25 protein-coding genes and 2 tRNA genes are annotated in these 26,949 nt (G+C 66.2%); 15 read left to right on the top strand and 12 right to left on the bottom strand.

Going from position 1 to position 26,949, the window contains the following annotated elements:
- The coding region (locus tag ACTIMF_RS08045; RefSeq protein WP_442349754.1) for a DoxX family protein at positions 1 to 387 on the top strand (387 nt) is incomplete at its 5' end.
- 148 nt (positions 388 to 535) lie between these two features.
- Here ACTIMF_RS08045 and ilvD read toward each other — a convergent pair.
- The 3 genes from ilvD to ACTIMF_RS08030 all read right to left on the bottom strand — a co-directional run bounded on the left by ilvD (position 536) and on the right by ACTIMF_RS08030 (position 4,340).
- Positions 536 to 2,380, bottom strand: a complete 1,845-nt coding sequence (ilvD, locus tag ACTIMF_RS08040) for a dihydroxy-acid dehydratase (RefSeq protein WP_442349753.1) — start codon at positions 2,378 to 2,380, stop codon at positions 536 to 538.
- Between the two features lie 160 nt (positions 2,381 to 2,540).
- Entirely contained in the window at positions 2,541 to 3,875 is a 1,335-nt protein-coding gene (gene mgtE / locus ACTIMF_RS08035; RefSeq protein ID WP_442349752.1) for a magnesium transporter, read from the bottom strand.
- A 42-nt stretch (positions 3,876 to 3,917) separates the two neighbouring features.
- Entirely contained in the window at positions 3,918 to 4,340 is a 423-nt protein-coding gene (locus ACTIMF_RS08030; RefSeq protein WP_442349751.1) for a PH domain-containing protein, read from the bottom strand.
- Between the two features lie 319 nt (positions 4,341 to 4,659).
- Between ACTIMF_RS08030 and ACTIMF_RS08025 the strand changes: the two genes are divergently transcribed.
- The 4 genes from ACTIMF_RS08025 to ACTIMF_RS08010 all read left to right on the top strand — a co-directional run bounded on the left by ACTIMF_RS08025 (position 4,660) and on the right by ACTIMF_RS08010 (position 8,805).
- Positions 4,660 to 6,570, top strand: coding sequence for an acetolactate synthase large subunit (locus ACTIMF_RS08025; protein WP_442349750.1), 1,911 nt, complete (start codon positions 4,660 to 4,662; stop codon positions 6,568 to 6,570).
- Positions 6,567 to 7,070, top strand: coding sequence for an acetolactate synthase small subunit (ilvN, locus tag ACTIMF_RS08020; protein ID WP_442349749.1), 504 nt, complete (start codon positions 6,567 to 6,569; stop codon positions 7,068 to 7,070). Before ACTIMF_RS08025 ends, ilvN begins: the two co-directional genes overlap by 4 nt.
- Positions 7,071 to 7,143: 73 nt before the next feature.
- Positions 7,144 to 8,157, top strand: coding sequence for a ketol-acid reductoisomerase (gene ilvC, locus ACTIMF_RS08015; RefSeq protein WP_442349748.1), 1,014 nt, complete (start codon positions 7,144 to 7,146; stop codon positions 8,155 to 8,157).
- 201 nt (positions 8,158 to 8,358) lie between these two features.
- Positions 8,359 to 8,805 carry an SRPBCC family protein gene (locus tag ACTIMF_RS08010; RefSeq protein WP_442349747.1) on the top strand — a complete coding sequence of 149 codons (447 nt, stop codon included), beginning with the start codon at positions 8,359 to 8,361 and terminating at the stop codon, positions 8,803 to 8,805.
- Positions 8,806 to 8,911: 106 nt separating this feature from the next.
- On the opposite strand, the gene ACTIMF_RS08005 is transcribed toward ACTIMF_RS08010, so the two are convergent.
- A complete protein-coding gene (locus ACTIMF_RS08005) occupies positions 8,912 to 9,586 on the bottom strand; it encodes a trypsin-like serine protease (RefSeq protein WP_442349746.1) in 675 nt (224 codons plus the stop codon).
- A 280-nt stretch (positions 9,587 to 9,866) separates the two neighbouring features.
- On the opposite strand from ACTIMF_RS08005, the gene serA reads away from it, so the two are divergent.
- A complete protein-coding gene (gene serA, locus ACTIMF_RS08000; protein WP_442349745.1) occupies positions 9,867 to 11,462 on the top strand; it encodes a phosphoglycerate dehydrogenase in 1,596 nt (531 codons plus the stop codon).
- 26 nt (positions 11,463 to 11,488) lie between these two features.
- Complete coding sequence (locus ACTIMF_RS07995) at positions 11,489 to 12,499, top strand: 3-isopropylmalate dehydrogenase (protein WP_442349759.1); 1,011 nt, start codon at positions 11,489 to 11,491, stop codon at positions 12,497 to 12,499.
- Positions 12,500 to 12,597: 98 nt separating this feature from the next.
- Here ACTIMF_RS07995 and ACTIMF_RS07990 read toward each other — a convergent pair whose 3' ends face one another.
- Positions 12,598 to 13,845: an MFS transporter gene (locus ACTIMF_RS07990; RefSeq protein WP_442349744.1), complete on the bottom strand. Its 1,248-nt coding sequence runs from the start codon at positions 13,843 to 13,845 to the stop codon at positions 12,598 to 12,600.
- Positions 13,846 to 13,928: 83 nt separating this feature from the next.
- Between ACTIMF_RS07990 and ACTIMF_RS07985 the strand changes: the two genes are divergently transcribed.
- The gene (locus tag ACTIMF_RS07985) at positions 13,929 to 14,699 is read left to right on the top strand and encodes a fumarylacetoacetate hydrolase family protein (protein WP_442349743.1); all 771 of its coding nucleotides are present in this window, start codon (positions 13,929 to 13,931) and stop codon (positions 14,697 to 14,699) included.
- The gene (locus ACTIMF_RS07980; RefSeq protein WP_442349742.1) at positions 14,696 to 15,526 is read left to right on the top strand and encodes an alpha/beta fold hydrolase; all 831 of its coding nucleotides are present in this window, start codon (positions 14,696 to 14,698) and stop codon (positions 15,524 to 15,526) included. The genes ACTIMF_RS07985 and ACTIMF_RS07980 overlap by 4 nt, the downstream gene beginning before the upstream one ends.
- Here the strand turns inward: ACTIMF_RS07980 and ACTIMF_RS07975 are convergent.
- Positions 15,523 to 16,509, bottom strand: coding sequence for a DUF1648 domain-containing protein (locus ACTIMF_RS07975; protein ID WP_442349741.1), 987 nt, complete (start codon positions 16,507 to 16,509; stop codon positions 15,523 to 15,525). The genes ACTIMF_RS07980 and ACTIMF_RS07975 overlap by 4 nt on opposite strands.
- Entirely contained in the window at positions 16,496 to 16,855 is a 360-nt protein-coding gene (locus ACTIMF_RS07970; protein WP_442349740.1) for a GntR family transcriptional regulator, read from the bottom strand. The genes ACTIMF_RS07975 and ACTIMF_RS07970 overlap by 14 nt, the downstream gene beginning before the upstream one ends.
- Before the next feature lie 90 nt (positions 16,856 to 16,945).
- Between ACTIMF_RS07970 and gltX the strand changes: the two genes are divergently transcribed.
- The 3 genes from gltX (at position 16,946) to ACTIMF_RS07955 (ending at position 18,728) form a co-directional block, all read left to right on the top strand.
- Positions 16,946 to 18,430, top strand: coding sequence for a glutamate--tRNA ligase (gltX, locus tag ACTIMF_RS07965; RefSeq protein ID WP_442349739.1), 1,485 nt, complete (start codon positions 16,946 to 16,948; stop codon positions 18,428 to 18,430).
- A 103-nt stretch (positions 18,431 to 18,533) separates the two neighbouring features.
- Positions 18,534 to 18,605: transfer RNA gene (locus tag ACTIMF_RS07960), tRNA-Gln, on the top strand.
- A gap of 50 nt (positions 18,606 to 18,655) precedes the next feature.
- A tRNA-Glu gene (locus ACTIMF_RS07955) sits at positions 18,656 to 18,728 on the top strand.
- Positions 18,729 to 18,859: 131 nt separating this feature from the next.
- Here the strand turns inward: ACTIMF_RS07955 and ACTIMF_RS07950 are convergent.
- Together ACTIMF_RS07950 and ACTIMF_RS07945 are read right to left on the bottom strand one after the other, a co-directional pair.
- Positions 18,860 to 19,375 (bottom strand): PPOX class F420-dependent oxidoreductase, encoded by a 516-nt coding sequence (locus ACTIMF_RS07950; protein WP_442349738.1) that lies wholly within the window; start codon positions 19,373 to 19,375, stop codon positions 18,860 to 18,862.
- A gap of 15 nt (positions 19,376 to 19,390) precedes the next feature.
- Positions 19,391 to 20,092, bottom strand: coding sequence for an IclR family transcriptional regulator (locus tag ACTIMF_RS07945; RefSeq protein WP_442349737.1), 702 nt, complete (start codon positions 20,090 to 20,092; stop codon positions 19,391 to 19,393).
- Positions 20,093 to 20,168: 76 nt separating this feature from the next.
- Between ACTIMF_RS07945 and leuC the strand changes: the two genes are divergently transcribed.
- From leuC to ACTIMF_RS07930, 3 genes are all read left to right on the top strand, one after another.
- Positions 20,169 to 21,605: a 3-isopropylmalate dehydratase large subunit gene (leuC, locus tag ACTIMF_RS07940; protein WP_442349736.1), complete on the top strand. Its 1,437-nt coding sequence runs from the start codon at positions 20,169 to 20,171 to the stop codon at positions 21,603 to 21,605.
- A gap of 29 nt (positions 21,606 to 21,634) precedes the next feature.
- The gene (gene leuD / locus ACTIMF_RS07935; protein ID WP_442349735.1) at positions 21,635 to 22,222 is read left to right on the top strand and encodes a 3-isopropylmalate dehydratase small subunit; all 588 of its coding nucleotides are present in this window, start codon (positions 21,635 to 21,637) and stop codon (positions 22,220 to 22,222) included.
- Between the two features lie 173 nt (positions 22,223 to 22,395).
- Positions 22,396 to 23,103 (top strand): HU family DNA-binding protein, encoded by a 708-nt coding sequence (locus tag ACTIMF_RS07930; RefSeq protein WP_442349734.1) that lies wholly within the window; start codon positions 22,396 to 22,398, stop codon positions 23,101 to 23,103.
- A gap of 12 nt (positions 23,104 to 23,115) precedes the next feature.
- Here the strand turns inward: ACTIMF_RS07930 and ACTIMF_RS07925 are convergent, their stop codons facing one another.
- From ACTIMF_RS07925 to cofC, 3 genes are read right to left on the bottom strand one after another with little or no spacing between them, the layout of a single operon-like run.
- Positions 23,116 to 24,021, bottom strand: coding sequence for an NUDIX hydrolase (locus ACTIMF_RS07925; RefSeq protein WP_442349733.1), 906 nt, complete (start codon positions 24,019 to 24,021; stop codon positions 23,116 to 23,118).
- Positions 24,022 to 24,033: 12 nt separating this feature from the next.
- A complete protein-coding gene (locus ACTIMF_RS07920; RefSeq protein WP_442349732.1) occupies positions 24,034 to 26,247 on the bottom strand; it encodes an RNA degradosome polyphosphate kinase in 2,214 nt (737 codons plus the stop codon).
- Entirely contained in the window at positions 26,234 to 26,932 is a 699-nt protein-coding gene (cofC, locus tag ACTIMF_RS07915) for a 2-phospho-L-lactate guanylyltransferase (protein ID WP_442349731.1), read from the bottom strand. Before cofC ends, ACTIMF_RS07920 begins: the two co-directional genes overlap by 14 nt.
- Positions 26,933 to 26,949 lie beyond the last annotated feature (17 nt).

The following is a 26,949-nucleotide window of genomic DNA, read 5'->3' as shown; positions in this document are numbered from 1 at the left end:
AACGCCACTAAGATCCTCTCGCTGGTCGCCGGTGTGAGTGAGACCGCCGGCGGCGTACTCCTGATCCTCGGACTGTTCACGCCCATCGCAGGCGCGGCGGTCCTGTCCAGCATCCTTGTCGCGATGACCTACAAGGCGACTCTCGCGGGCGGCGTGTGGTTCTTCGCATCCGACGGTGAGGGACAGGGCATCGAATTCGAGGTGATGCTCGCGGCGGCAGCGGCGGCAGTGATCCTCACCGGCCCAGGCCTCTACGCGGCGGACCGACGGTGGGGGTGGGCGCGCCGTCCGGCGTGGGGCTCTGCCGGATGGCTGCTCGTCGGCATCGGCGTGGCCGTCGCGGTCTGGATCGTGTTCAACGGTGCGAACCCGCTCGTGACGAACTGACCGCCGCCGACTCCGATCGAGCCGACTGCCCGCCGCTCGATCAGCGGGGGCGGCGGAGCACCGTCTGACTGGCCAAGGCAGGTGATATGAGAAGCGGCTGCACCCATGTGAGGCGCAGCCGCCTCGCTATGTCGTGACCGGTCGGCGTCTAATCGACGACGCGGACCGCGCCCTTGTCGGCGGACGAGGCCAGTTTGGCGTAGGCGCGCAGCGCCTTGCTGACGGTGCGTTCCCGGCTGCGCGGAGCCCACGGGTGCTCAGAAGCCTCCATCTTGGCGCGACGCTCGGCGAGCGTCTCGTCGTCGACGAGCATCTTGAGCGTGCGGGAGGCGACGTCGATGAGGATCTCGTCGCCGTTCTCGACGAGGCCGATGTCGCCGCCGGCCGCGGCCTCGGGGGAGGCGTGACCGATCACGAGCCCCGAGGACCCACCGGAGAATCGTCCGTCGGTGACGAGCCCGCACTTGCGGCCCATACCGGTGCCCTTCATGAAAGCGGTCGGGTGCAGCATCTCCTGCATGCCCGGACCGCCCGCGGGGCCTTCGTAACGGATCACCAGGACTTCGCCTGCCTGGAGTTCCTTCGACAGGATGGCGTGGACCGCGTCCTCCTGACTCTCGACGACACGTGCCGGACCCTGGAAGTGCCAGAGTTCCTCGTCGACGCCGGCCGTCTTCAGGACGGCTCCGTCCTCCGCGAGGTTGCCGTGCAGGACGCACAGGCCGCCTTCGACGGTGTACGCATGCGCCTTGTCGCGGATGCAGCCGTCCGCGGCGTCGGTGTCCAATGACTCCCACCGATTCGACGTGGAGAACGGCTCGGTGGTGCGGACGCCGCCGGGCGCGGCGTGGAACAGCTCGAGCGCCTGATCGGTGGCCGTGCCGCTCCGGATGTCCCAGTCGGCGAGGAAGGCGTCCAGGGACGGAGCGTGCACGGGGTGCACGTTCGTGTTGAGTAGTCCCGCGCGGTTCAGCTCGCCGAGGATCGCCGGGATGCCACCCGCTCTGTGGACGTGCTCCATGTAGTACTTCGGCGAGTTCGGGGCGACCTTTGCCAGACACGGGACGCTTCGCGAAATGCGATCGATGTCCGTGAGGTCGAAGTCGATCTCGCCTTCTTGGGCTGCGGCCAGGATGTGCAGGACCGTGTTCGTCGAACCACCCATGGCAACGTCGAGGGCCATCGCGTTCTCGAACGCGTCGCGGGTCGCGACGTTGCGCGGCAGGACCGACTCGTCGTCGTCGTGGTAATAACGCTTGGCGATGTCGACGACCACCTGGCCCGCGCGGGTGAACAGGTCGCGACGGGCCACCTGGGTCGCCAGGGTGGAACCGTTGCCGGGCAGGGATAGTCCGAGCGCCTCAGTGAGGCAGTTCATCGAGTTCGCGGTGAACATGCCCGAACACGAGCCGCAGGTGGGGCACGCGGACTGCTCCACCTTGAGGAGTTCCTCCTCATTGACATTGCTGTCCGCGGACGCCGAGATCGCGTCGATCAGGTCGGTGCCCGGGTGGACGACGCCGTTGATGACGACCGAGGTCCCGGCCTCCATCGGTCCGCCGGAGACGAACACGGTCGGGACGTTCAGCCGCATCGCGGCGTTGAGCATCCCTGGGGTGATCTTGTCGCAGTTGGAGATGCAGACCAAGGCGTCCGCGGTGTGCGCGTTGACCATGTACTCGACGGAGTCGGCGATGATCTCGCGACTCGGCAGCGAGTACAGCATGCCGCCGTGACCCATCGCGATGCCGTCGTCGACGGCGATCGTGTTGAACTCTTTCGCCACGCCACCGGAGGCCTCCACCGCACGGGCGACGATCTCGCCGACATCCTTGAGGTGCACGTGACCGGGCACGAACTGGGTGTACGAGTTCGCGATGGCGACGATCGGCTTACCGAAATCGTCGTCTTTCATTCCGGTGGCACGCCACAGCGCGCGTGCGCCGGACGCTTCGCGGCCGACCGTGGTGGTGCGAGACCGAAGGGCTGGCATGGTGGAACCTCGCTCGAACGTTGTGATTTCCGATCAGGGCAGTGATCGGCTGCTGTGACGAGTTTACGCGCACCGTGGCGATATCAATCGTCGCAGGGTAGTGCGCCCGAAGGCCGCCCGATATTCCCGGAACGCTTGCGCGGACCGTCGATCGGGGCCCTCAGATTCCCAGCACAGTCTTTGCGATCGAGAAATAGATCAGCAGGCCGGTAGCGTCGCAGAACGTCGAGATGAACGGAGTGGAGAAGACAGCGGGGTCCACCCGGATGGTCTGGGCGATCAACGGCATGATGCCGCCGACGGTAGCGGCGACCGTGCACACCGAGACGATCGTCAAGCCGATCACCGTGCCGATCCCGGTGTCGTAGGCGAGTGACGCGACAACGAAGCCGACGAGCCCGAGGACCGCGCCCATCGTGATGCCGACACAGGCCTCCTTGCTCGCGACCCGAAGGACATCGCGCGGGCGGACTTCGTCGGTAGCGAGCGCGCGGGTCACCGTGGTCGCCGCCTGCGACCCGGTGTTGCCGCCGATACCGGTCAGCAGCGGGATGAACAGGGCGAGCGCCACCTTCTGCTCCAACGTGCCCTCGAAGACCTCGAGGACATTCACCGTGAGGATCGCCGAGATGGCCAGGACGAAGAGCCACACGGCGCGGACTCTGGTGATCGAGACGACCGACGACCGCAGGTACGGGGTTCGGAGCACCTCGTGGGCGCCGGCACGGGCCGCATCTTCATCGCGCGCGGCCGCCACCACCTCGGCGGCGTCGTCGAGGGTGAGCATGCCGATGAGCCGGTCCTCGTTGTCGACGACGGGCATCGCCGGGAGGCGGAGATCGACGCAGCGCCTGGCGGCAGACTCCGCGGATGTTGTTGCCTGCGTGAAGATGGGTGTGCGCCGATACGTCTCGACGGGGACCGTCGGGTCGTTGAGAAGAAGGTCGCGCAGGCTCACGACGCCGAGCAGTCGGCGCTGGTGGTCGACGACCGGGATCGTGTAAATGGTTTCGGCGTCGTGTCCGCGCTCGATGGTCCGTGCAAGGGCCTGCTCGACGGTGTCGTCGCCGTAGACGTGGACGAACTCCGGGCTCATCCGGCGCCCTACCGACTGCTTGCCGAAGCCGAGCACGACCGCGGTGGCCTCCCGCTCGTCGGCGGACAGGGTTCGGATCAGCCGCTTGGCCACGGTCGCTGGAAGTTCATCGAGCAACTCGGCTCGATCGTCTGGGTCGAGATTGTCGAACGCGTCGATGACCTCGGCGTCGCCGAGGGCTTCGATTAGTCGTGCCTGCGTCGACGACGACATGTCGTCGAACACGTGGACGGCCTCGTCCTTGGGGAGCAGCCGGAACGCGATGGTGCCGCGTTGGGTGTCGAGGTCGTCCAGGACGGACGCGGCTTCTTGTGGGGCCATCGCCGCCAGTTCATGCGCGGCCTCGGTGAGGCGGCCGTCGTCGATGAAGAGCTGGATGTCGCGGGTCGTGGTCGGCATGCGATGTACCTAATTCTGCTCGTGTGCACTCACGGGGGCGGGTCAGTCTGCGTCGGACTCGCGTTCGGCGACGATACGGGCTTCGCGCTCGGCCGCGAAGGGGTCGGGCAGACGTCCGCCGCTGGCCGCGGAGAGCTGAGGCACGTCGTCGAAGCCCACCGCGGGAAGTCGGATGTCGCGGCCGTCGACGGTCACTGCGCGCACCGAGCTCCAACGCGGAAAGCGCAGGCCCGCGACGTCGTCCCAGGACACCGACTGTGCGCCGAACGTGCCGACGGCCACGATGCCCTCGGAGTCGACGTGTGTGTGCAGACGGTGGATCCACCACGCGAGAGCGACCGGCACGACGGCCAGGAAGCCGAACCAGAGGGAGCCGCCCATCATGATCACGACGAGCAGCACGGAGACGAGTACCACTGCGTAGGCCAGGCGAGAGATCTTGAAGTCGAATACCGAGTCGGTCACAGGCTCGATTGTCCCATGCGTAATGTCTGCCGTCGTCAGAGGTGGATTCGCCGCAGTGATCGACCAGGTCGATTTGACTCAGTCGGATCGGAGGCCTACTTTGTTCCTCGTGATGGATCAGAAGATTCTCGTAGTAATCGGTCGGCGCGTCAACGCCTGATCGGTCACCTCGTAGACCCTTCTGAAACATCAACGACGCGCCCCTCGACCAGCACACGCTGTCGAGGGTTTTTTCTTGTCAGGACCAGGTGGCCACGGTCGTCGGGCCTGCGGGGACGTCAGAACATTTTTGCTGGCACTAGAGGATGAGGAACGTGCAGTGAGTACTCCAGCAGCACACGGAACCGGGGGCCGACCGCAATCGCCGTCGACCGAGTCGATGCGATCGGGCGACGCGGTAGTCGCACCCGAGCGGGTCACCGGCGCGCAGTCGGTGGTCCGGACCCTGGAAGAACTCGGCGTCGAGACCGTGTTCGGCATTCCCGGCGGCGCCGTCCTCCCCGTCTACGATCCGCTTCTGGACTCGACGAAGGTCCGGCACGTCCTGGTCCGTCACGAGCAGGGGGCGGGCCACGCCGCAACCGGTTACGCGCAGGTCGCAGGCAAGGCCGGCGTGATGATGGCGACGTCCGGTCCGGGCGCGACCAACCTCGTCACCCCGCTCGCCGATGCTCAGATGGACTCGGTTCCGGTCGTCGCGATCACCGGCCAGGTCGGTCGCGCGCTGATCGGCACCGACGGCTTCCAGGAAGCCGACATCTCCGGGATCACCATGCCGATCACCAAGCACAACTTCTTGGTGAGTACGGCCGTAGATATTCCGCGCATCATCGCCGAGGCCTTCTACATCGCCGAGAGCGGTCGCCCGGGCGCCGTCCTCGTCGACATCCCGAAGGACATCCTGCAGGCGCAGACCACGTTCTCCTGGCCTCCGCAGTTCGACCTTCCGGGATACCGTCCCGTCACGCGTCCGCACGGCAAGCAGATCCGCGAAGCGGCCCGCCTCATCCAGCAGGCCGCGCAACCGGTGCTGTACGTCGGCGGCGGCGTCATCAAGGCCGAGGCGTCGGCAGAACTGCTCGAGCTCGCCGAACTGACGGGCATCCCCGTCGTCACCACGCTGATGGCGCGCGGTGCATTCCCCGACAGCCATGAGCTGCATATGGGCATGCCGGGTATGCACGGAGCGGTCGGCGCCGTCGGCGCACTCCAACGCGCCGATCTGTTGATCACGCTCGGTGCCCGCTTCGACGACCGCGTCACCGGCCGTCTCGACTCGTTCGCGCCCGACGCGAAGGTCATCCATGCCGACGTCGATCCGGCGGAGATCGGCAAGAATCGAGACGTCGATGTGCCGATCGTCGGCGACGTGCGGGCGGTCATCGTCGATCTGATCGACGCGCTGCGCGCCGAGCACGCGACCGGTGGCGCAACGCCGGACCTGTCCGCGTGGTGGAAGTACCTCGGCGGACTGCGCGAGACGTACCCGCTGAGCTACGACGGGCAGTCCGACGGCTCGCTCTCGCCGGAGTTCGTCATCGAGGAGCTGGGCAAGGCCGCGGGCCCGGACGCGGTGTACGTTGCGGGCGTCGGTCAGCATCAGATGTGGGCCGCCCAGTTCATCAAGTACGAGAAGCCGCGTACGTGGCTCAACTCGGGCGGCCTCGGCACCATGGGCTACTCGATTCCGGCTGCGATGGGCGCCAAGGCCGCCGCTCCCGACACCGAGGTCTGGGCGGTCGACGGCGACGGCTGCTTCCAGATGACCAACCAGGAGTTGGCGACCTGCGCGATCGAGGGCATCCCGATCAAGGTCGCGCTGATCAACAACGGCAACCTCGGCATGGTCCGCCAGTGGCAGACCCTGTTCTACGAGAAGCGTTACTCGAGCACCGATCTGTCAACACACACTCGGATGATCCCGGACTTCGTCAAGCTCGGCGAGGCGCTCGGTTGCGTGGCGATCCGCGTCGACCGGGAAGAGGACGTCGCCCCGGCGATCGCGAAGGCTCGCGAGATCAACGATCGCCCCGTCCTCATCGACTTCATCGTCGGCAAGGACGCCCAGGTGTGGCCGATGGTCGCCGCGGGAACCGGCAACGACGAGATCATGGCCGCGCGTGACATCCGCCCGCTGTTCGACGACGACGAGGCGGCTTCGGATCCGGTCGACATCCACGACGCGATGGACCGAGAACAGGCCGCTACCGAAGGAAAGGATTCGCTGTGAGCACCACCCACACGCTGAGCGTTCTGGTCGAGGACCGGCCGGGTGTCCTCGCCCGCGTCTCCGGTCTGTTCTCGCGTCGCGGTTTCAACATCGAGTCGCTGGCCGTCGGCCCGACCGAACTCAAAGGGATCTCGCGGATGACCATCATGGTCACGGTCGAAGACTTCCCCCTCGAACAGGTGACGAAGCAACTCAACAAGTTGATCAACGTCATCAAGATCGTCGAGCAGGAACCGACGAACTCGGTGTCCCGCGAACTCATGATGATCAAGGTCCGCAGCGATGCGGCCAACCGAGGCGAGGTTATCGACGTGGTCAACCTCTTCCGCGCCAAGGTCATCGACGTGTCGCCGGAGTCCGTGACCATCGAGGCGACCGGCACGTCCGAGAAGCTCGAGGCGCTGCTGCGGATGCTGGATTCATACGGGATCCGGGAGATCGCCCAATCCGGCGGAGTGACCCTCGGCCGTGGACCCAAGAGCATGTCGGCCAACCGCTAGCGGGACAATAGAGAATTAGCCGTACCGGACCGCGATAAGCACAACACCTACACACCATTTGAAGGGAATTGCTGTGGCAATCGAACTTTTCTACGACGCCGACGCCGATCTGTCGATCATCCAGGGTCGCAAGGTCGCCGTCATCGGCTATGGCAGCCAGGGCCACGCCCACTCGCTGTCGCTGCGCGACTCGGGCGTCGACGTCGCCATCGGCCTGCGTGAGGGCTCGGCGTCGCGCGCCAAGGCGGAAGAGCAGGGCCTCAAGGTGATGACCGCTGCAGAGGCTTCGGCGTGGGCCGACGTCATCATGGTCCTCGCTCCCGATACCAGCCAGGCCAAGATTTTCACCGAGGAGATCGAGCCGAACCTGAAGGACGGCGACGCGCTGTTCTTCGGCCACGGACTCAACATCCATTTCGATCTGATCAAGCCGGCCGCGGACGTGACCGTCGCGATGGTCGCGCCGAAGGGCCCGGGCCACCTGGTCCGTCGTCAGTTCGTCGACGGCAAGGGTGTGCCCTGCCTGATCGCCGTGGAGCAGGATCCGAAGGGCGAGGGCCAGGCCCTGGCTCTCAGCTACGCCAGCGGAATCGGCGGCGGTCGCGCAGGCATCATCAAGACCACCTTCAAGGAAGAGACCGAGACCGACCTGTTCGGCGAGCAGGCCGTGCTCTGCGGCGGCACGGAGGAACTGGTCAAGACCGGTTTCGAGGTCATGGTTGAGGCCGGTTACGCGCCGGAGATGGCCTACTTCGAGGTGCTGCACGAGCTCAAGCTCATCGTCGACCTCATGTACGAAGGCGGCATCGCTCGAATGAACTACTCGGTGTCGGACACCGCTGAGTTCGGCGGCTACCTGTCGGGCCCGCGCGTCATCGACGCCGACACCAAGGAGCGCATGAAGGGGATCCTCACTGACATCCAGTCCGGTGAATTCACCCGTCGTCTGGTCGCGAACGTCGAGAACGGCAACACCGAACTCGAAGGTCTGCGCAAGGCGAACGCCGAGCACCCGATCGAGGTCACCGGCAAGAAGCTGCGCGATCTGATGAGCTGGGTCGACCGTCCCATCACTGAGACCGCATAGAGTCTGTCTGGCACGTCAGGCCCCGTCTCCTCCGCGCGGACGGGGTCTGACGCATTTCGGTGGGCCAGAGGGCCAGCCACACAGAGGGCCAGCCACACAGGGGGGCAGGAGCGACGAGCCACTCCTGTCGTCGGGGCCATCGGGAGCGACTCCGTTACGATTCTCGATGACTGACAGTCCGTTCGATGGAGAGAAACACCGATGACCGAGATCCGGCACCACGCCACCATGAAGGGTTCGCGCGAGGTCGCGTTCGACTATGTGAACGACTATCGGAACGTGCCTGAGTACATGTTCGGGGTGAGTGAGTTCCGTCCGATCACCGAACAGACCAGCGGTCTCGGGTCGCAGTTCGTGACTGTTCTGAGTGTTGGACCGAAGACGCTCGAGTCCACCGTCGAATGCACCGAGTGGGTCGAGAACGAGGTCATCACGATGAAGTCGATCAAAGGCTTCGGCGCGAATACCGAATGGCGTTTCGCCGACGGCGACGAGCCGGGCACGGTCGAGGTCGACGTCATGTTCGGCTACACGCTGCCGGGCGGCATCGGCGGGCGGGTGCTCGGCGGTCTCCTGCGTCAGTTCGTGACGCCGGCCGTCAAGCACTCCGAGTCGGTGATCGGCAAGCACCTCGCCGCCGAGCGCTGATCCTCTCGCGTCTCCGAGCACAACAACTCCCTGAAACCAGAAGAACGGCGGTCCACTCCGTGAGGAGCGGACCGCCGTTCTGCTCGTGCGGTGTGCGGACGAACTCTTACACCGGCTTGAATGCTCCGTAACCGAGCTTGTTCAGACGCGTCATGATCGCCTTGCTGCTCGTGCCGGTCTCCGGTCCGACGCATGACAGGAAGTAGTACGCGTTCACCATGCCGACGAGACGGTCGCCGACGACCACGGGGCTACCCGAGTCGCCTTCGACGACACACATCTGGCTGATGTGACGGTCGCCGATGGACGTCCAGTTGACGCCGCAGGTCTTACCCGTGGTGCGACCGGTCTTGCACAGAACGGTCGGGAACTGCGGTGCGCGAGTCTCGATCTTCCGGATGGTCACACCGTTGACGGAGCGCACGGCGCGAACCTTCGAGGTGTCCAGCTTGATGACAGCGATGTCGATGTCCGAGCCGCTGTAGACGAACGTTCCGATCTGGCCGCGCTGCTGGTAGCGCTCGGAGAGCACCCGCTGGCCCGGCTTACCGCAGTGGCCCGCGGTGACGGCGATCAACTCGCCCTTGTGCTTGCCCGCGGTCGGACGACCGACGGTGGTGACAGTGCACGCCGAAGCGGTGTTGCCTCCCTTGAGAACCAGGATCCCCGAGCCCCCGCCCAGCGGGACCTGACCCGCAGCATCGGCGTTGCCGACGCCGATACCGATAAGCGACGCCATCGCAGCCGTCATGACTGCGATGAGAATCGTCAGCTTCTTCATATTCACTCCACTCGCGTGTTGTCCTTCGGGCCCCGCGCCGTAGCGCAGACCTCCCCACATTAGTGCGCGATCATGGGTGGTCCCAGTCTCGAGCGTGATCGTTCGCAGGTCGTGATTCAATCGATACGACGCTCGCAATGTACCGCCGATGGGTGTCGGACGCCACATCGGCAGGTGGGTCGCTGGGGCCGACTCGCCGGAAGGCTCTAGAATTTGCACGTGTGAATCGTCGTCCGGCCCGGCCAGGCGGCGTCCGTCCCCGAGAATTCTGGAGAAACCTGTGACCGATGCTGGCCGCCCAGTCGTCCTGATCGCCGATAAGCTCGCGCCTTCGACCGTGGAAGCACTCGGCGGCGACGTCGACGTCCGCTGGGTCGACGGCCCGGACCGTCCGAAGCTTCTCGAAGCCGTCGTCGACGCAGACGCCATCCTGGTGCGCTCGGCGACGACCGTCGATGCCGAGGTCCTCGACGCAGGCAAGAAGCTGAAGATCATCGCCCGTGCGGGCGTCGGGCTCGACAACGTCGACGTCCCGGCGGCCACCGAACGCGGTGTCATGGTCGTCAACGCTCCGACCTCCAACATCCATTCGGCAGCCGAGCACGCCATCGCCCTGCTCATGTCGACCGCCTGTCAGATCCCGGCAGCCGATGCGACGCTGCGTGAGCACACGTGGAAGCGTTCGTCGTTCTCCGGCGTCGAAATCTTCGACAAGACCGTCGGCGTGATCGGCCTGGGCCGCATCGGTCAGCTCGTGGCCGCTCGTCTGGCCGCCTTCGAAGCGAAGATCGTCGCGTACGACCCCTACGTCTCGGCGGCCCGCGCAGCTCAGCTGGGCATCGAACTGCTGCCGCTCGACGAACTCCTCGAGCGCGCCGACCTCATCACCATCCACCTGCCCAAGACGAAGGAGACCGCGGGTCTCATCGGTGAGGAGCAGCTCAAGCTCGTCAAGAAGGACGCCATCATCATCAACGCCGCGCGCGGCGGTCTGATCGACGAGGCCGCGCTCGCCGCAGCGATCACCGAGGGGCGTCTGCGCGGCGCAGGTATGGACGTCTTCGGCTCCGAGCCGTGCACCGATTCGCCGCTGTTCGAGCTCCCGCAGGTCGTCGTCACGCCGCACTTGGGCGCGTCGACCGCAGAGGCGCAGGACCGGGCGGGCACGGACGTCGCCAAGAGCGTCAAGCTCGCGCTCGCCGGACACTTCGTTCCCGACGCCGTCAACATCACCGGTGGTCCGGTCGACGACGAGGTCGCACCGTGGCTCGAACTGTCCCGCAAACTCGGCGTCCTCGCGGGCGTCGTCGCGGGCGGTATGCCGACCAGCCTTACCGTGGAGGTGCGCGGCGAGTTGGCGTCCAGCCCGGTGGACGTGCTCGGTCTGTCGGCTGTCCGCGGCCTGTTCTCGGCGGTCGTCGACGAGCCGGTCACCTTTGTCAACGCCCCTGCCGTCGCTTCCGAACGTGGTGTGGCTCACGAGGTCGTCACCGAGTCCGAGAGCCCCAACCACCGCAGCCAGGTGGACGTGAAGGCCGTGTTCGGCGACGGCAGCGTCGTCAATGTCGCGGGCACTCTGACCGGACCGCGTCTGGTGGAGAAGATCGTCAACGTCAACGGCCGGAATCTCGACCTGCGTGCCGAGGGACGCAACCTCCTCGTCAGCTACGTCGACCAGCCGGGCACTCTTGGCCGGATCGGCTCGTTGCTCGGCGACGCAGGCATCGACATCGAGGCCGCAGCACTCGCGCAGGACGCGGACGGCGACGGCGCCACGATGCTGCTGCGCGTCGACCGCGAGGTCGGCGACGACGTGCTCGCGTCCATCGGCGACGCGGTCTCGGCGACCCTGATCAAGCAGGTGGATCTGGGATGACGGATTCTTCGCTCAGTTCACACGGGATGAAGCTCGCCGTCATCGGCGGCGACGGGATCGGCCCCGAGGTCACCGCAGAAGCGCTGAAGGTGCTGCGCAAGCTGCACCCGAACGTCGAGACCACCGAATACGACTTCGGTGCCCGCCGCTACCACGCGACCGGCGAACTCCTCACTGACGGCGATCTCCAGTCGCTGCGCGAGCACGACGCGATCCTGCTCGGCGCGATCGGGGACCCCTCGGTGCCGTCGGGTGTCCTGGAGCGAGGGTTTCTGCTGAAACTGCGGTTCGCGCTCGACCACCACGTGAACCTGCGCCCGTCGATTCTGTTTGACGGTGTCGCATCACCATTGGCCGGCGACCCGCGGATCGACTTCGTCGTCGTCCGGGAAGGCACCGAGGGGCCGTACACCGGCAACGGCGGCGCCATTCGTGTCGGCACGCCGAACGAAGTGGCCACCGAGGTCAGCGTCAACACCCGGTTCGGTATCGAACGCGTCGTCCGTGACGCCTTCGCACGTGCGCGCTCGCGGAGCAAGAAGCTGACTCTGGTCCACAAGACCAACGTCCTCACGTTCGCGGGCTCGATGTGGGCTCGCACCGTGGACGAGGTCGGCAAGGAGTTCCCGGAGGTCGCCACCGATTACCTGCACATCGATGCAGCCACCATCTTCATGGTCACCGATCCGGCCCGCTTCGACGTGATCGTCACCGACAACCTGTTCGGCGACATCATCACCGACCTGGCGGCCGCCGTCTCCGGAGGTATCGGCCTCGCCGCGTCGGGCAACATCGACGCCACCCGTGCTAACCCGTCGATGTTCGAGCCGGTGCACGGCAGTGCCCCCGACATCGCCGGGAAGGGTCTCGCCGACCCGACGGCCGCCATTTTGTCGGTCGCACTGCTGCTGCGTCACCTCGGCGACGACGAGAGCGCTGCCCGGGTGGAGGCCGCCGTGGCGGCCGACGTCGCATCGCGCGGCGAGTCGCGCGGCTCGACCTCCGAGGTCGGCGACCGCATCCTGGCGGCAGTCTGACGGACATGATCTGACAGAGAAGCAGGGGAGCAGGGGAGCGGTTCGTACCTCGTTGAGGGGTGCGGGCCGTTCTTCTTAGGACCGTCGGCCAGCCGGAGCTACTCGCCGGTTTGTCGGCCGCCGGACTCGGCTGCGTCCACCGGCGACTCGTGGAGCGGCGGGTCCTTCGGAACCAGTCCGATGGCGATCAGCGGGGCGATCGCGGCGATCCCGAACGCCGAGGGGTAGCCGGTCGCGTCGATGAGTCGACCGAACACCGCCGTGCCCGCGGCAGTGGCGACGTACTGCGCGGTGTTCTGCACGCCGAGGCTGCGACCGCTCCACGACGGTCCGGCGAACTCGGCGATCGCCGTGAACGCCAATCCGTTGTCGGCGACAGCGCTCACGGTCGCGACCACCATCACGACGACAGCGATCGGGCTGCCGATCCAGTCGGTCAGCGACAGCACCGCCGCCGAGACGCCTGCGGCCGCCGCGATCACACGGATCGGCTTCATCCGCGATCCGACGACGTCGGACGCACGGCCCGCCGCGATGCGTCCGATCGCACCGATGACCTGGGTGACCGTCACCAGAACACCTGCCGCGAGCGGAGACCACCGGTGTCCGACGATCAGCCAGGCTGGCACGAACGTCCACAACATGGACTGCGGGATCACCAGAAGCACGCTCACCGCGTGGACGCGCTGCAGAAAGCTCGCTCCCCGATACGGATTCGCTACGGGGGCGGAGTCTGCCGCTGTGCGCAGGGGAGGGTCGACGATGGCGACGGCGACCGCGATCAACCCGACAAGAGTGACGACGACCGGCACCGCGAACGCCGCCGTCAACCCCCACGTGTGCGCGAACACCGGCATGGTCAGCGCACAGACGCCGATGCCGAGCGGCTGCGCCATCTGTCGCACACCCATTGCGGTACCGCGCTGATTCGCCGGGAACCAACCGACGACGATGCGGCCGCTCGCGCCGTTCGCTGCGCCGGAGCCGAGTCCGCCGACCAACAGGGGGGCCGCGAGCGCAACGACACCGCCTCCGATGGCGGCGACAACCAGGGCAGCCATCGTTCCTGCGGCCGTCACCAGTAACGAAACCAATAGAACGCGGCGTTCGCCGAAGCGGTCGAGTGCGGCGCCCCATGCGATGATCGTCAACGTGAGGCCGATGGTCGGGATCGCGGCGAGGACGGACGCGTCCGACAGCGACATTCCTTGCCGGTGGAGCTCGGGAATGACGTACGCGACGCCGGACGTCGCGCAGGTCGTCGTCATGGCCGCGACGAGGGAGCTCACCAGCATCACCCAGCGGCGGTTCGTCGACATGTCCTGCGATGGGTCCGGCCGGCGCATCGAACACCTCCCATGTATTCCAAACTATGAGATTACTGTTTCATAGTGTAGAACACGATCGACGGTGCGATAGTCTTCGGGATATGAAACTCGGTCGAGTCGCAAGTCCGGACGGCGTCGCATTCGTCGCCATCGAAGGCCCCGAAGGCCAGGAGACGGCCCGGGAGATCGCGGAGCATCCCTTCGGTGACCCAACGTTCACCGGACGTGAATGGAAGCTCGCGGACACCCGCGTCCTTGCCCCGATCCTGGCGACCAAAATCATCGCTATCGGTAAGAACTATGCAGCTCACGCCGCTGAAATGGGTGGTGAGGCGCCCGCCGACCCGGTGATCTTCGCCAAGCCCAACACGTCGATCGTCGGCCCGGGTGTGCCGATCGTCCGCCCGCCGTCGTCGGAACGAGTCGACTACGAAGGCGAACTCGCCGTCGTGATCGGTCGGCCCTGCAAGGACGTGCCCGCGGCCAAGGCTAAGGATGTCATCCTCGGATACACCGTCGCCAACGACGTCACCGCGCGCGATCAGCAGGCGCACGACGGTCAATGGACGCGCGCCAAGGGATACGACACGTTCTGCCCGCTCGGCCCGTGGATCGTGACCGACTTCGACTCGACAGATGTCGCGGTCACCACCGAGTTGGATGGCGTGCGAAAGCAGTCGAGCCGCACGTCCCTGATGCTGCACTCTGTCGGAGACATCATCGAATGGGTCTCGCGCGTCATGACCCTGCTGCCAGGTGATGTGATCCTGACCGGTACGCCCGAGGGCGTCGGCCCGATGGTCGCGGGACAGTCGGTGTCCGTCTCGGTGGAGGGTATCGGGACGCTCGTCAACCCCGTGATCGACAAGTGAGCCGCCCAACTCGCGTCGCACCGACCGTCGTTCGGAACGGTGACGTCAGCCTCTCATGCACCGCGGTCGGTAGCGGCCCGCTCGTCGTCATGGTGATGGGGACCGGGAGTCCCGGCCGCGTCTGGCACGCGCACCAGCAGCCCGCGCTCGTGAAGGCCGGATTCCGTGTGGTCACGTTCGACAACCGCGGTATCGCACCGTCGAGCGAGTGCGCCAGTGGGTTCACCCTCGCCGACATGGTGACCGACACCGCGGCGGTGATCGAGCACTTCGGCGGGCCGGCGTTCGTCGTCGGAACGTCGATGGGCGCGCGCATCGCCCAGGAGTTGGCCCTGGTTCGGCCCGAACTCGTCCGTGCTGCGGCGATGCTCGGCACCTATGCTCGTCCGACGCCTCTCATCTCCGCGTACAACGAGGGTGAGAAGGCGCTGATCGACGCCGGGCAGCAACTGCCCGAGGCGTTCCATGCTGCGATCACCGCGCATATGAACCTCTCACCTGCGACGTTCGCCGACGACCGATCGGCGCGCGACTGGATCGACATCATCGGCTTCGGTGGACAAGCACAGTCGGCGGGCCTGCGGGCGCAACTCGATCTTCCCGAACGGGACCAGAACCGCTTGGCCGCGTATCGGGGAATCGCTCGCCCCTGCCTCGTCGTCGGATTCGCCGACGACCGCACTTTGCCGGTGTTCTTGGCCCGCGAAGTCGCGGACGCGATACCCGGGGCGCGGTACGAAGAGGTCGCCGATACTGGTCACTTCGGCTATCTGGAGCGGCCGGACGTCGTCAACGGATTGCTGATCGAGTTCTTAACGTCGGTCTAGTCTCGCGCTCGCACGGCGACGGCGGCCAACAAGGCTGCCGCAGTGGCTGCGTCCTCGAGAGTGATGACCAGCGGTCGTCCGTTGGTGCGGGTCACCAGGACAGCCGGACCGGAGCGGAGCACGATGCCCGTCCGGCCGCGCGAGAGTCGAACGCCGTAGCCGCCGAAGTCGCCGATCGCGCGGACATCGATCACCGACACGTCGTCAATGTCGTTCGCGGCGACGTGCCAGCGGGGGAGTCCGGCGATCGAGCGGACGGTGAGTCCTGAGGAGTCGATCCTGATGTGGAACGCGACGATCGTCGAGATCGCGACGAGGGTGACCGTAGCGATCGCCACCGCAGCCCAGAAGGAACCGGCCGACCCGCCGTTCATCCATGCGACGAGCAGAACGATCACGGAGAACGCGAGGGCGGCGCCGACGATCAGGAGGATGCCGCGGGCGGCGGTCTCGGTGTGCAGCCACACGGCGCGGCGACCGGGCGCGAGTCCCATAGGTTCTGCCTGGTGCCCCGGGTCGACGGGCGGATCGGAGGGCTGGACGTACCAGCCGATCGCGCCGACGACGAGCGCGGCGACGGCCGCGACGCCGATTGATGCCACGGGAGACGCGGTGTCGCCGTCGGTCTGCGCGACGAGGGTGCCCGCGAGGATCACCGCCATCGCGGTCGCCAGGGCCGCCGATGCCGTCGACAGCCAGCGAAACGTGCCACCGGGAGTGCCGTCGCGCAGCTGCCGGAAGTTGGTCGCAGAGATGCCGATAGCGACGAGGCCGGACACGACGGTGGCCACCACCATGGTCCACGGCGAGCCCCACCGGTCGGCCTCGCCCGAGGCGTTCCAGTGCACGGCGATCTCGTCGGGGAGGTCCGACATGCTCATCGCCTGAACGACCACGGCGATCAGAGTCACGACAACGGGCGTGAGGAACCCGACCGCGACATAGGTGAGTCGGCGGCGAGCGGTGATGTCAGTCGATGGCACGGATTGCCTCCTTGACGAGAGCGGACAGTGTCTCCGGGCTCAAGCCCGCAGAGATGGCTTTGGCGGCGAGGGCGGTGATGTCGTCGCTGACCGCCAACAGGGTGTCGGCAGCCGAGGTGAGAACCGCGCCTCGGCCCCGCCGGAGCTCGACGAGACCCTCGTCGCGCAGCTGCTGGTACGCGCGCAGAACGGTGTGGACGTTCACCTCGAGTGCGACCGCGAGTTCCCGGGCCGACGGCAGTCGGTCGCCTGCTCCTGAACGCCCGGCGGCCACGTCGGCGCGGACGCTGTCGGCGATCTGGGCGAAGATCGGCGCGTCACTCGTGGGGTCTATCTCGACTAGCACGCAATTAATCTAGTTCAACTAGAACAATCAAGTCAATGGTGTGCTGCCCTGCTCGACGCCACGCGGGTTCGATGACATAGGCTGACCTGCATGACCAGTGCTGACAACGTTCGCGTCCGCTTCTGTCCGTCTCCGACCGGAACTCCGCACGTCGGCCTCGTGCGGACTGCGTTGTTCAACTTCGCCCAGGCTCGTCACAACGGCGGGACCTTCGTGTTCCGCGTCGAGGACACCGACGCCGCGCGCGACAGTCAGGAGTCCTACGACGCCATCCTCGATGCGCTGCGCTGGCTCGGCCTGGAGTGGGACGAGGGGCCGGAGGTCGGCGGACAGTACGGGCCGTACCGGCAGTCCGAGCGCACGCAGATCTACCTGGACGTCGTCGCCCGACTGCTCGAGTCCGGTGAGGCGTACGAGGCGTTCTCGACACCTGAGGAGGTCGAGGAGCGGCACAAGGCCGCCGGTCGCGACCCGAAGCTCGGTTACGACAACTTCGACCGCGACCTCACCGAGGAGAAGCGCGCCGCCTACCGTGCGGAGGGGCGTAATGCGGTGGTGCGTCTGCGGATGCCGGACGAGGACATCACCTGGGACGACATGGTGCGCGGCACCACGACCATCAAGGCTGGTACGGTTCCAGACTTCGCGCTCACGCGCGGCAACGGCAAGCCGCTGTACACGCTGGTCAATCCGGTCGACGACGCGATGATGAAGATCACGCACGTGCTGCGCGGCGAGGACCTCCTGTCGTCGACGCCGCGGCAACTCGCGTTGTACGGCGCGTTGATCCGTATCGGTGTCGCCGAGGCGGTACCGGAGTTCGCGCATCTTCCGTTCGTGATGGGGGAGGGAAACAAGAAGCTCTCCAAGCGTGATCCGCAGTCGAGCCTGTTTCACCACCGGGATCGTGGTTTCATTCCCGAGGGGCTTCTCAACTACCTGGCTCTGCTCGGGTGGGGCTTCTCGGGAGACGAGGACGTCTTCACCCTCGACGAGATGGTCGCGGCGTTCGATGTCCGCAACGTGAACTCTAACCCCGCGCGTTTCGACCAGAAGAAGGCCGACGCCATCAATGCGGAGCATCTGCGCCGTCTGGAGCCCGCCGACTTCGCCGCTCGACTCCGCGCCTTCCTCGTGGCCGGTGGTGAACTCGTCGAACCCGTCGACGACGCGCAGTTCGTGGTGGTCGCCGATCTCGTGCAGACGCGCATCCAGGTGCTCGGCGACGCGTGGGCGCTGATCAAGTTCTTGTACGTCGACGATGCCGATTTCACCTTCGACGAGAAGTCGGCCGCAAAGAACCTCGGCGCGGATGCAGTACCCGTGCTCGACGCTGCGATCGCCGCGTGTGAGGCGTTGGCGGAATGGGAGACGCCTCGGTTGCAGGAGGCTCTCAAGTCGGCGCTGGTCGAGGGATTGGATCTCAAGCCGCGCAAGGCGTTCGGCCCGATCCGCGTGGGCGTGACTGGCGCGGCCGTCAGTCCGCCGCTCTACGAGTCGATGGAACTCCTCGGTCGGGACAAGAGTATCGCCCGTCTCCGAGCCGCTCGCGAGGTTGCACAGAATCAGCCCTGACCAGACGATTTGCGCTCAGGGGTGGGGTTATTGGTAATGTACTCCCCGGCCAGGAAAGCGCCGGTTCACTGATGGTGGCCGATACATTCCGGGTCAAATCCCTTGGGGTATGGTGTAATTGGCAACACAGCGGTTTCTGGTACCGCCATTCTAGGTTCGAGTCCTGGTACCCCAGCGAAGTTCGCGGAGCGATTTGTGAGCTTTACAATTGAAGAGTTGTTCTAGGGCCCCGTCGTCTAGCGGCCTAGGACGCCGCCCTCTCAAGGCGGTAGCGCGGGTTCGAATCCCGTCGGGGCTACTCGGAGAAGACCCTCACCATCCGGTGAGGGTCTTCTTCTTTGTTTCGCTGGTCGAGCGGAGTCGAGACGACAACGCTGTAGTTTGCTGCCACATACTGGCAGCAAACTACAGCGTTGATTTCTCTGACGCCTATTCGGCCGCTCGCGCCTGCTCGTAGTACTGGGCCGTCGAGCCGGCCAATGGCATCTCGGGGAGTCCGAGTCTGCGGTGGTCCCACGACCGGACACGGTCGGCGACGACGCGGACTGCGACGCGCTTGTGCATCATGGCTTCGACGGCGGGCCGCAGGTCGTCGGTGTACGGCCCGTTGTAGCGCTCCCACACCCCGATTCCGACTCGCAGGCAGGTCCCGGGGTCGTCATAGATCTCGGCGTGGCCGGTGATGCTGACGCCGCGGAGTACGTCGTAGGTGAGACCGTCCTCGATCGACACCGTGACACGGGGGTCACGCCGCAGATTGACGGCCTTCTGCGACTTGGCCTTGGTCTCGATCCAGATCTCGCCGTCGATCACCGCGTACCACATGGCGACGAGGTGGATGTCGTCCTTGCCGAACGTAGCCAACGTCGCCGTGCGGCGCTCGGTGATGAACGCCTCGATCTCGTCGTCGGACATGACGATCTCGCTGCGTCGGTTGGTTCCCATGGGTGAGAACGTAACTCACAAGCGGGCGCTGATGTCCGATGCTGCCGCGATCAGTTCCATTCCGTACCGTTCGCCGGGCTTGCGGCCCAACCGGCCGATCGGGCCGGAGATCGACACGGCGGCGATCACGTCACCCGCGTGATCGTAGACCGGTGCCGACGCACTGGCGACGCCGTCGACGCGTTCGGACACGCTGTGCGCCCAGCCGCGACGCCGGATGTCGGCGAGAGTGCGGTCGGTGTAGGCGGCGTCGAGCAGGAGCATCGCCCGCGTGTCCGGGGCCGCCCATGCGGCGAGGACCTTGGCCGCCGATCCCGCGGCCATGGTGAGCCGAGTTCCGACGGGGACGGTATCGCGGAGGCCGGTCGGCGGCTCCGAAGCGGCGATGCACACCCGGACCGCGCCTTCGCGGCGATACACTTGTACGGACTCGCCGGTGGACTCCTGCAGCCCGGGAAGAACCAGTAGCGCGGCCTCACGCAGGTGGTCGTGCGCATTCGCGGCGAGCCGAGCGAGCGCCGGACCGGGAACCCACCGTCCGGAGTCGTCTCGGGCGAGGAGTTCGTGGACTTCCAGTCCTACGGCGAGGCGGTGCGCGGTGGCGCGCGGCAGTCCGGTGGCCTCGCACAACTCGTTGAGGTTGCGTGGTGCAGCCGCGACGGTGTGCAAGACCGCCACGGATTTGTCGAGCACGCCGATTCCGCTATCCTTTCCCATAGGACGATACTAGCTGTCCAAATAATGAGATCAAGCATCGACGGGCGCCCCGTCGGAGGAAAGAACCGAGTGGCTCATGAGTGAGAAGAACGCGAAGCCGCGCACGCTGGCCGAGAAGGTGTGGGACGACCACGTCGTGGTCCCCGGTGACGTGGACGCGAGCGGCAATGCGAATCCCGACCTGATCTACATCGACCTGCACCTCGTGCACGAGGTGACCAGCCCGCAGGCCTTCGACGGCCTCCGCGTCGCAGGCCGCAAGCTCCGTCGCCCGGATCTGACCATCGCCACCGAAGACCACAACGTCCCGACCGTGGACATCTTCAGCCCGATCGCCGACCAGGTGTCCGCACTGCAGGTCGAGACCCTGCGACGCAACTGTGAGGAGTTCGGCGTCCGACTGCACCCCATGGGCGACGCCGAACAGGGGATCGTGCACGTCGTCGGACCTCAGCTCGGCCTGACTCAACCGGGTATGACGGTGGTCTGCGGCGACAGCCACACGTCGACGCACGGCGCGTTCGGAGCCCTCGCCATGGGCATCGGAACCTCCGAGGTCGAACACGTGATGGCGACGCAGACCCTGTCACTGCGGCCGTTCAAGACGATGGCCATCACCGTCGACGGTGAACTGCCCGAAGGCGTCACGAGCAAGGACCTGATCCTCGCGGTGATCGCCGAGATCGGAACCGGCGGCGGCCAGGGCCACGTCCTGGAGTACCGCGGCTCGGCCATCGAGAAGCTGTCGATGGAAGCCCGCATGACGATCTGCAACATGTCGATCGAGGCGGGCGCGCGGGCAGGCATGATCGCCCCCGACGCGACGACGTACGAGTTCCTCAAGGGCCGCCCGAACGCGCCGCAGGGCGACGACTGGGACGCGGCCGTCGAGTACTGGGACAGCCTCCGAACTGACGAGCGTGCCGCGTTCGACCGTGAGGTCCACATCGACGCATCCCAGCTGACCCCGTTCGTCACCTGGGGCACTAACCCGGGACAGGGCCTGCCCTTGGGTGCGAGAGTCCCCGATCCCGCCGACATCGTCGACGAGAACGAGTCGTCGGCGGCTGCCCGAGCGATCGAGTACATGGGCCTGACCCCGGGGACGCCGCTGCGCGACGTCGCGGTCGACACCGTCTTCGTTGGGTCGTGCACCAACGGTCGCATCGAAGACCTGCGAGCTGTCGCCGAGATCCTGACCGGTCGCAAGGTGGCCGACGGTATGCGCATGCTGATCGTTCCCGGATCGATGAAAGTGCGCGCCCAGGCCGAAGAGGAGGGGCTCGGCGAGATCTTCACCGAAGCCGGAGCCGATTGGCGGATGGCGGGCTGCTCGATGTGCCTGGGCATGAACCCCGACCAGCTGTCGCCGGGGGAGCGGTGTGCGTCGACGTCGAACCGCAATTTCGAAGGGCGCCAAGGCAAGGGCGGCCGTACCCACCTCGTTTCGCCTGCCGTCGCGGCGGCCACCGCTGTCCGCGGTCGGCTCGCTGCTCCCGCGGACCTGGTCTGACTCCGACGAGCTGAGAAAGTAGAACTGACATGGAAGCCTTCACCACGCACACCGGCATCGGAGTTCCGTTGCAGCGCAGCAACGTCGACACAGACCAGATCATTCCCGCCGTGTACTTGAAGCGAGTCACCCGTACCGGCTTCGAAGACGGCCTGTTCGCGAGCTGGCGTACCGACCCCGATTTCATTCTCAACAACGAACCCTGGTCCAAGGGATCGGTCCTGGTGGCCGGTTCGGACTTCGGCACCGGCTCCTCTCGCGAGCACGCAGTCTGGGCGCTTATGGACTTCGGGTTCCGCGTCGTCATCTCGTCGCGGTTCGCCGACATCTTCCGCGGCAACTCGGGCAAGGCTGGACTACTTGCCGCACAAGCAGATCAATCGGATGTCGAACTGTTGTGGAAGCGACTCGAGGCCGAGCCCGGCCTGGAGATCACCGTCAGCCTCGAGGAGATGACGGCCACCGCAGGCGACCTCGTCGTACCGATCCAAGTGGACGACTACACCCGGTGGCGTCTGATGGAAGGCCTCGACGACATCGGCCTCACGTTGCGCGAGGTGGACCATATCGGGGCGTACGAGCAGCGGCGCCCGCCGTTCAAGCCGGTGACCCTCTGACGAGTGATCGGCCGCAGCGGACCCTGTCGCGACGCCGAATCCGGTGTCGCGGCGTGGGTTCGGTGCCGACTGACTGACGGTCTTTTCGGTGAGTCTCTGTGATATACAACATGATTTCCTCTACCGTGTGAAATAGCTGGCGAGCCGAGTCGGCGTGATCCGCGGAGGTTTGAATGAACAAGGCAGAACTCGTCGAGGAATTGGCCAAGAGCCTCGACGCCGATCGAAAGACTGCGAATACGGCCGTTGAGCACATGATCGACACCATTGTGCGCGCCGTCCACAAAGGCGAGAGCGTGACGATCACCGGGTTCGGAGTCTTCGAGAAACGGGCTCGCGCGGCTCGCGTGGCCCGAAACCCGCGCACCGGTGAGACCGTGAAGGTCGCGGCGACGCAGGTCCCGTCGTTCCGGCCGGGAGCCCAGTTCAAGGCGATCGTCGCCGGGCAGCAGAAGCTGGCGGCCGGCCAGCCTGCCGTGAAGCGTGCCGCTCCCGACGCCGCACCGGCTAAGAAGACCGCAGCGAAGAAGGCTCCCGCGAAGAAGGCAGCAGCCAAGAAGGCTGCGACCCAGAAGGCTGCGACCCAGAAGGCTGCGGCAAAGGCGGCACCGGCTACGAAGACTGCAGCGAAGAAGACTGCAGCCACGAAGGCCGAGGCTACGAAGGCTGCTGCTACGAAGGCTGCTGGGACGAAGGCTGCTGGGACGAAGGCTGCTGGGACGAAGACTGCTGGGACGAAGACTGCGACCAAGAAGGCTTCGGCTAAGAAGACGCCTGCACCCAAGACTGCGGCCCCGAAGGCCACGGCCAAGAAGTCTGATGCGGGAAAATCGGCTTCGAAGAAGTCATCGGGCAAGAAATCATCCGCTAAGAAGAAGTGAGCCCGAGCATCGTCAGTCCGCGAACGGGCCGGGGATGTGATCGACGGCGATCAGGGTGTCGCCGCGCAGGGTCAGCACGCACACGCTGCCCTTCCGGTTACGGGAGGCCGGCAGCGTGACGTCGTCTCGCTTTGCCCAACGGGACAGGACAGGCGGAATCACCTTCCCCTGACTGCAGACCGCATGCACGGGACCGTTGTGGTCGGCAAGTGCTAGCAGTCGCTCGAACGACGCATCGGGGTGTGCGGAATGCGCTTCCTCGGTGAGTGCCGGCTCCACTTCGATCACTTCGCGAAGGGCCTCCGACAGTGGAGTCAGGGTCTGGACGCAGCGCAGGCGATCGGCAGCGTGCAGACGATGTGCCCCGAACAGCCCGAGGACGTCGGCCAGTGCGGCGGCCTGGCGTCGCCCTTCGCGGTCCAGGGGACGGTCGCGGTCGTCACCGCGGAACATCGCCCGTCGCCCGGCCTTCGCGTGCCGCACCAGCAGCATCGTATGCAGTTCGTCGACGGGATTGGATGCGAAGGTACGCAACACCTTTCGGTCTGCGGCATAGCTCACCTTCCCGATCGCGTCGTCGACCGATCGCCATCGCAGCATGTCGCACTCGTGATTGGCGACGAATTCGCCGCCGGTCGCGGCCACCGACCAGTAGGCGACCTTCTTGAGCGCACCCGAACCGAGCCGGTACTCGACGGTGATCAGCCGCTGGCCCATCCGGACCTCGTAGCCGGTCTCCTCCACGAGCTCTCGCGCCGCCGTTGCGACGAGGAGTTCACCCGGCTCCGCTTTGCCTTTCGGCAGCGACCAGTCGTCGTACCGTGGACGGTGTACCAGGGCCACTTCGACTCCTGTGGCCGAACGCCGCCAGAGCACACCGCCCCCGGCCAACACCACCTTCTGTGAGGACGAACTCATCGGGCGTTTCCTTCACCTGCCGTCGTGGGGTTCCAAGTGGTGACGGGAGCGGCGCGCCATCCGCCGTTGGTGGTCACGGACCTCTTCGCCCGCAGCTGGACGCGCCTCCCAGTTGCCTTCGGACCGCAGTTCCCAACAGCGGGTGCGCGGGTCCATCGCCGAGTCGAAGATATCCTGAAGATCGGCCACCAGGCGGTTGTCACGTACCTGCACCATCACCTCGACACGACGGTCCAGGTTGCGGTGCATCATGTCCGCGCTGCCGATCCAGTACTCGTCCTGCGCCCCGAAGTGGAGGATGCGCGAATGCTCCAGGAACTGGCCGAGAATCGACCGGACGACGATGGTCTCGCTGAGTCCGTCGATACCGGGTTTGAGCGCGCAGATCCCGCGGACCACGACGTCGACGGGAACCCCGGCGCGCGATGCGCGGTACAGGGCGTCGATCACCTGCTCGTCGACCAGTGCGTTGGCCTTGAGCTGGATGCGTGCTCGCGCGTCGCCGTTCTCGAAGGCACTGATCTCGCCGTCGATCCGCTCTATGATGCCCTTGCGGATGCCCGCTGGTGCGACGAGCAGGTTGCGGTACTCCTGCTTTCGTGAGTACCCGGTCAACGTGTTGAACAGGTCCGTCAGGTCGGCGCCGATCTCCGGGGCCGCGGTGAACAGGCCGACGTCCTCGTACAGGCGAGCCGTCTTCGGGTTGTAGTTGCCGGTGCCGATGTGGCAGTAGCGGCGGATCGTCGATCCCTCGCGACGCACCACCAGACACGTCTTGCAGTGCGTCTTCAGACCGACCAGACCGTAGACGACGTGGACGCCAGCCTGCTCCAGCTTGCGTGCCCACTTGATGTTCGCCTGTTCGTCGAATCGCGCCTTCAGTTCGACGAGGGCGACCACCTGCTTGCCGGCCGCCGCCGCGTCGATGAGGGCGTTGACGATCGGAGAGTCGCCCGATGTCCGGTACAGGGTCTGCTTGATGGCCAGGACGTGCGGGTCGGCTGCCGCTTGTTCGATGAACCGCTGAACACTCGTCGAGAACGAGTCGTACGGGTGCTGGACGAGGACGTCACCGTCGCGGAGCGTCGAGAAGATGCTCTTGGGCGTCTCGCGCTCGCCGAACGCCGGATGTGTCTTGGGGACGAACGGCCGCTCTTTGAGAGCGGGCCGGTCGAGGCCGTAGACCTGCCAGAGCGCGGTAAGATCGATGAGCCCGGGGATCTGGACGACGTCGCCCGGGTCGACGTCGAGTTCGCGCAACAGCATCTCGAGCATGTGCTCGGTCATGTCGTCGCCGACCTCGAGGCGGACGGGCGACCCGAATCGGCGACGTGCCAGTTCGCGTTCGAGTGCTTGCAGCAGGTCTTCGTCGCGGTCCTCGTCGACCTCGAAGTCGGCGTTGCGCGTCACGCGGAACAAGTGGTGGTCGACGATGTCCATGCCGGGAAACAACTCGGACAGGTTGGCCGCGATCACCTTCTCCAACGGCAGGAACAGTGCGGGAGCCGACGCACCGTCCTCTGACTCCCGCTCGTTCTCGCCGGTCAACGCGTCGACCCGGATGAACCGGTTCACGTTGTTGGGGACCTTGATCCGCGCGAAGTGCTCACTGCCTTCGGCCCGGTCGCGGACGGTGACCGCGAGGTTCAAGCTCAGACCGGAGATGTACGGGAACGGGTGCGCAGGATCGACCGCCAGCGGTGTGAGGACAGGGAACAGCTCGGTGTGGAAATGCTGGCGGAGGCGCGCCTGCTGGTCCTGTGTCAGATCGGCCCACTCGACGAGGCGAATGTTCTCGGCCTCGAGCGCCGGGGCCACCGAGTCGATGAACACGCGGGCATGGCGATTGGCGATCTTCCGAGAACGCGACGCGATCATCTGCAGCTGTTCACGCGGTGACCGTCCGTCGGCGGACCGCACCGACAGGCCCGTCTCGTCGCGACGTTTGAGGCCTGCGACGCGAACCATGAAGAACTCATCAAGGTTCGATGCGAAGATCGCGAGGAACTTGGCGCGTTCCAGGATCGGCATCGACTGGTCCTCGGCGAGGGCGAGGACGCGGGAGTTGAAGTCGAGCCAACCCAACTCGCGATTGAGGTAGCGCTCCGTCGGAAGATCCGCGTCGAGCTCCGGGGTCACGGTCTCGGCGGGCAGCGCTGACGGTAGCGCTGTCAGGGATGCGGTCTCGATGTCGTCGGCGGTACTCACCGGTTCATTGTGCCGCATCCGCAGCGGACTGTCTCGTCGAACTCGGCGCTTGGGTCGCGGGGCGTGCGAGCGCGCTGAGTGTCCGTGGGCCGAGTCCAATGTCGGTCGCTACGGCGAGGTCGTCCGGGGTGTCGATGTCGGTCCGGAGGTCGGGCCAGCGACGACGATCCGCGTCGAGTTCGACGGCGCCGGCTTCGCGGTGCCGCTGCGCCGACTCGGCACCGAATCGCGGGGTGAAACCGGCCTGAGCGACGAGCAGAACCGTGCCGTGTCCGGACCGGTCGGCGACGAAGGCCGCCGGTGCGGATGTCAGAGCGAGGCTCGCGCCGTCGAGTGCCTGGGCGAGCGAGTCCGACCGCAGTGCAGGAAGGTCCGCTTGAAGGAATGCGGTCGGCCCCCCGGGTGCGGCACCGCGAGCGAGCGCGGCGTTGAGCGGTGTGATCCCCTGGGCCGGGCCCGGCTCGTCGAGAGCCCTCACGCCGGCAGCGGCGGCGAGACGGTGCACGTCCCGGTCCGGGCTGACGACCACCGCGTCGGCTCCGACTGCGGCGACGGCGTCCAGCGTGTCGAGGAGCATGGCGGACACGAGTGCCCGACGGTCCGCGGAGTCGGGGAGCGGGGTCAGCCGCGACTTCGCATCCGGCAACGACTTCACCGCGAGCACGACGGTGCACCGAGCCGGTGTCGACGTTGCAGTGGCCATGGCAACCATGGTGCAGC

It is taken from the genome of Gordonia sp. (in: high G+C Gram-positive bacteria), from assembly GCF_052106715.1.
GTDB lineage: Bacteria > Actinomycetota > Actinomycetes > Mycobacteriales > Mycobacteriaceae > Gordonia.
Note: the sequence above shows the minus strand (reverse complement) of the source record. Positions and strands in the feature narration are given on the sequence as shown.

Excerpts from the sequence above, each read along its gene's own strand:
- gltX (WP_442349739.1), top strand. The coding sequence starts at position 16,946 with ATGACCAGTGCTGACAACGTTCGCGTCCGCTTCTGTCCGTCTCCGACC.
- ACTIMF_RS07950 (WP_442349738.1), bottom strand. The coding sequence starts at position 19,375 with ATGGGAACCAACCGACGCAGCGAGATCGTCATGTCCGACGACGAGATC.
- ACTIMF_RS07925 (WP_442349733.1), bottom strand. The coding sequence starts at position 24,021 with ATGAGTTCGTCCTCACAGAAGGTGGTGTTGGCCGGGGGCGGTGTGCTC.
- ACTIMF_RS07945 (WP_442349737.1), bottom strand. The coding sequence starts at position 20,092 with ATGGGAAAGGATAGCGGAATCGGCGTGCTCGACAAATCCGTGGCGGTC.
- ACTIMF_RS07920 (WP_442349732.1), bottom strand. The coding sequence starts at position 26,247 with ATGCGGCACAATGAACCGGTGAGTACCGCCGACGACATCGAGACCGCA.
- ACTIMF_RS07990 (WP_442349744.1), bottom strand. The coding sequence starts at position 13,845 with ATGCGCCGGCCGGACCCATCGCAGGACATGTCGACGAACCGCCGCTGG.
- ACTIMF_RS08010 (WP_442349747.1), top strand. The coding sequence starts at position 8,359 with ATGACCGAGATCCGGCACCACGCCACCATGAAGGGTTCGCGCGAGGTC.
- ACTIMF_RS07930 (WP_442349734.1), top strand. The coding sequence starts at position 22,396 with ATGAACAAGGCAGAACTCGTCGAGGAATTGGCCAAGAGCCTCGACGCC.
- ACTIMF_RS07985 (WP_442349743.1), top strand. The coding sequence starts at position 13,929 with ATGAAACTCGGTCGAGTCGCAAGTCCGGACGGCGTCGCATTCGTCGCC.
- leuC (WP_442349736.1), top strand. The coding sequence starts at position 20,169 with ATGAGTGAGAAGAACGCGAAGCCGCGCACGCTGGCCGAGAAGGTGTGG.
- ilvD (WP_442349753.1), bottom strand. The coding sequence starts at position 2,380 with ATGCCAGCCCTTCGGTCTCGCACCACCACGGTCGGCCGCGAAGCGTCC.
- ACTIMF_RS07995 (WP_442349759.1), top strand. The coding sequence starts at position 11,489 with ATGAAGCTCGCCGTCATCGGCGGCGACGGGATCGGCCCCGAGGTCACC.
- leuD (WP_442349735.1), top strand. The coding sequence starts at position 21,635 with ATGGAAGCCTTCACCACGCACACCGGCATCGGAGTTCCGTTGCAGCGC.
- mgtE (WP_442349752.1), bottom strand. The coding sequence starts at position 3,875 with ATGCCGACCACGACCCGCGACATCCAGCTCTTCATCGACGACGGCCGC.
- cofC (WP_442349731.1), bottom strand. The coding sequence starts at position 26,932 with ATGGCCACTGCAACGTCGACACCGGCTCGGTGCACCGTCGTGCTCGCG.
- ACTIMF_RS08005 (WP_442349746.1), bottom strand. The coding sequence starts at position 9,586 with ATGAAGAAGCTGACGATTCTCATCGCAGTCATGACGGCTGCGATGGCG.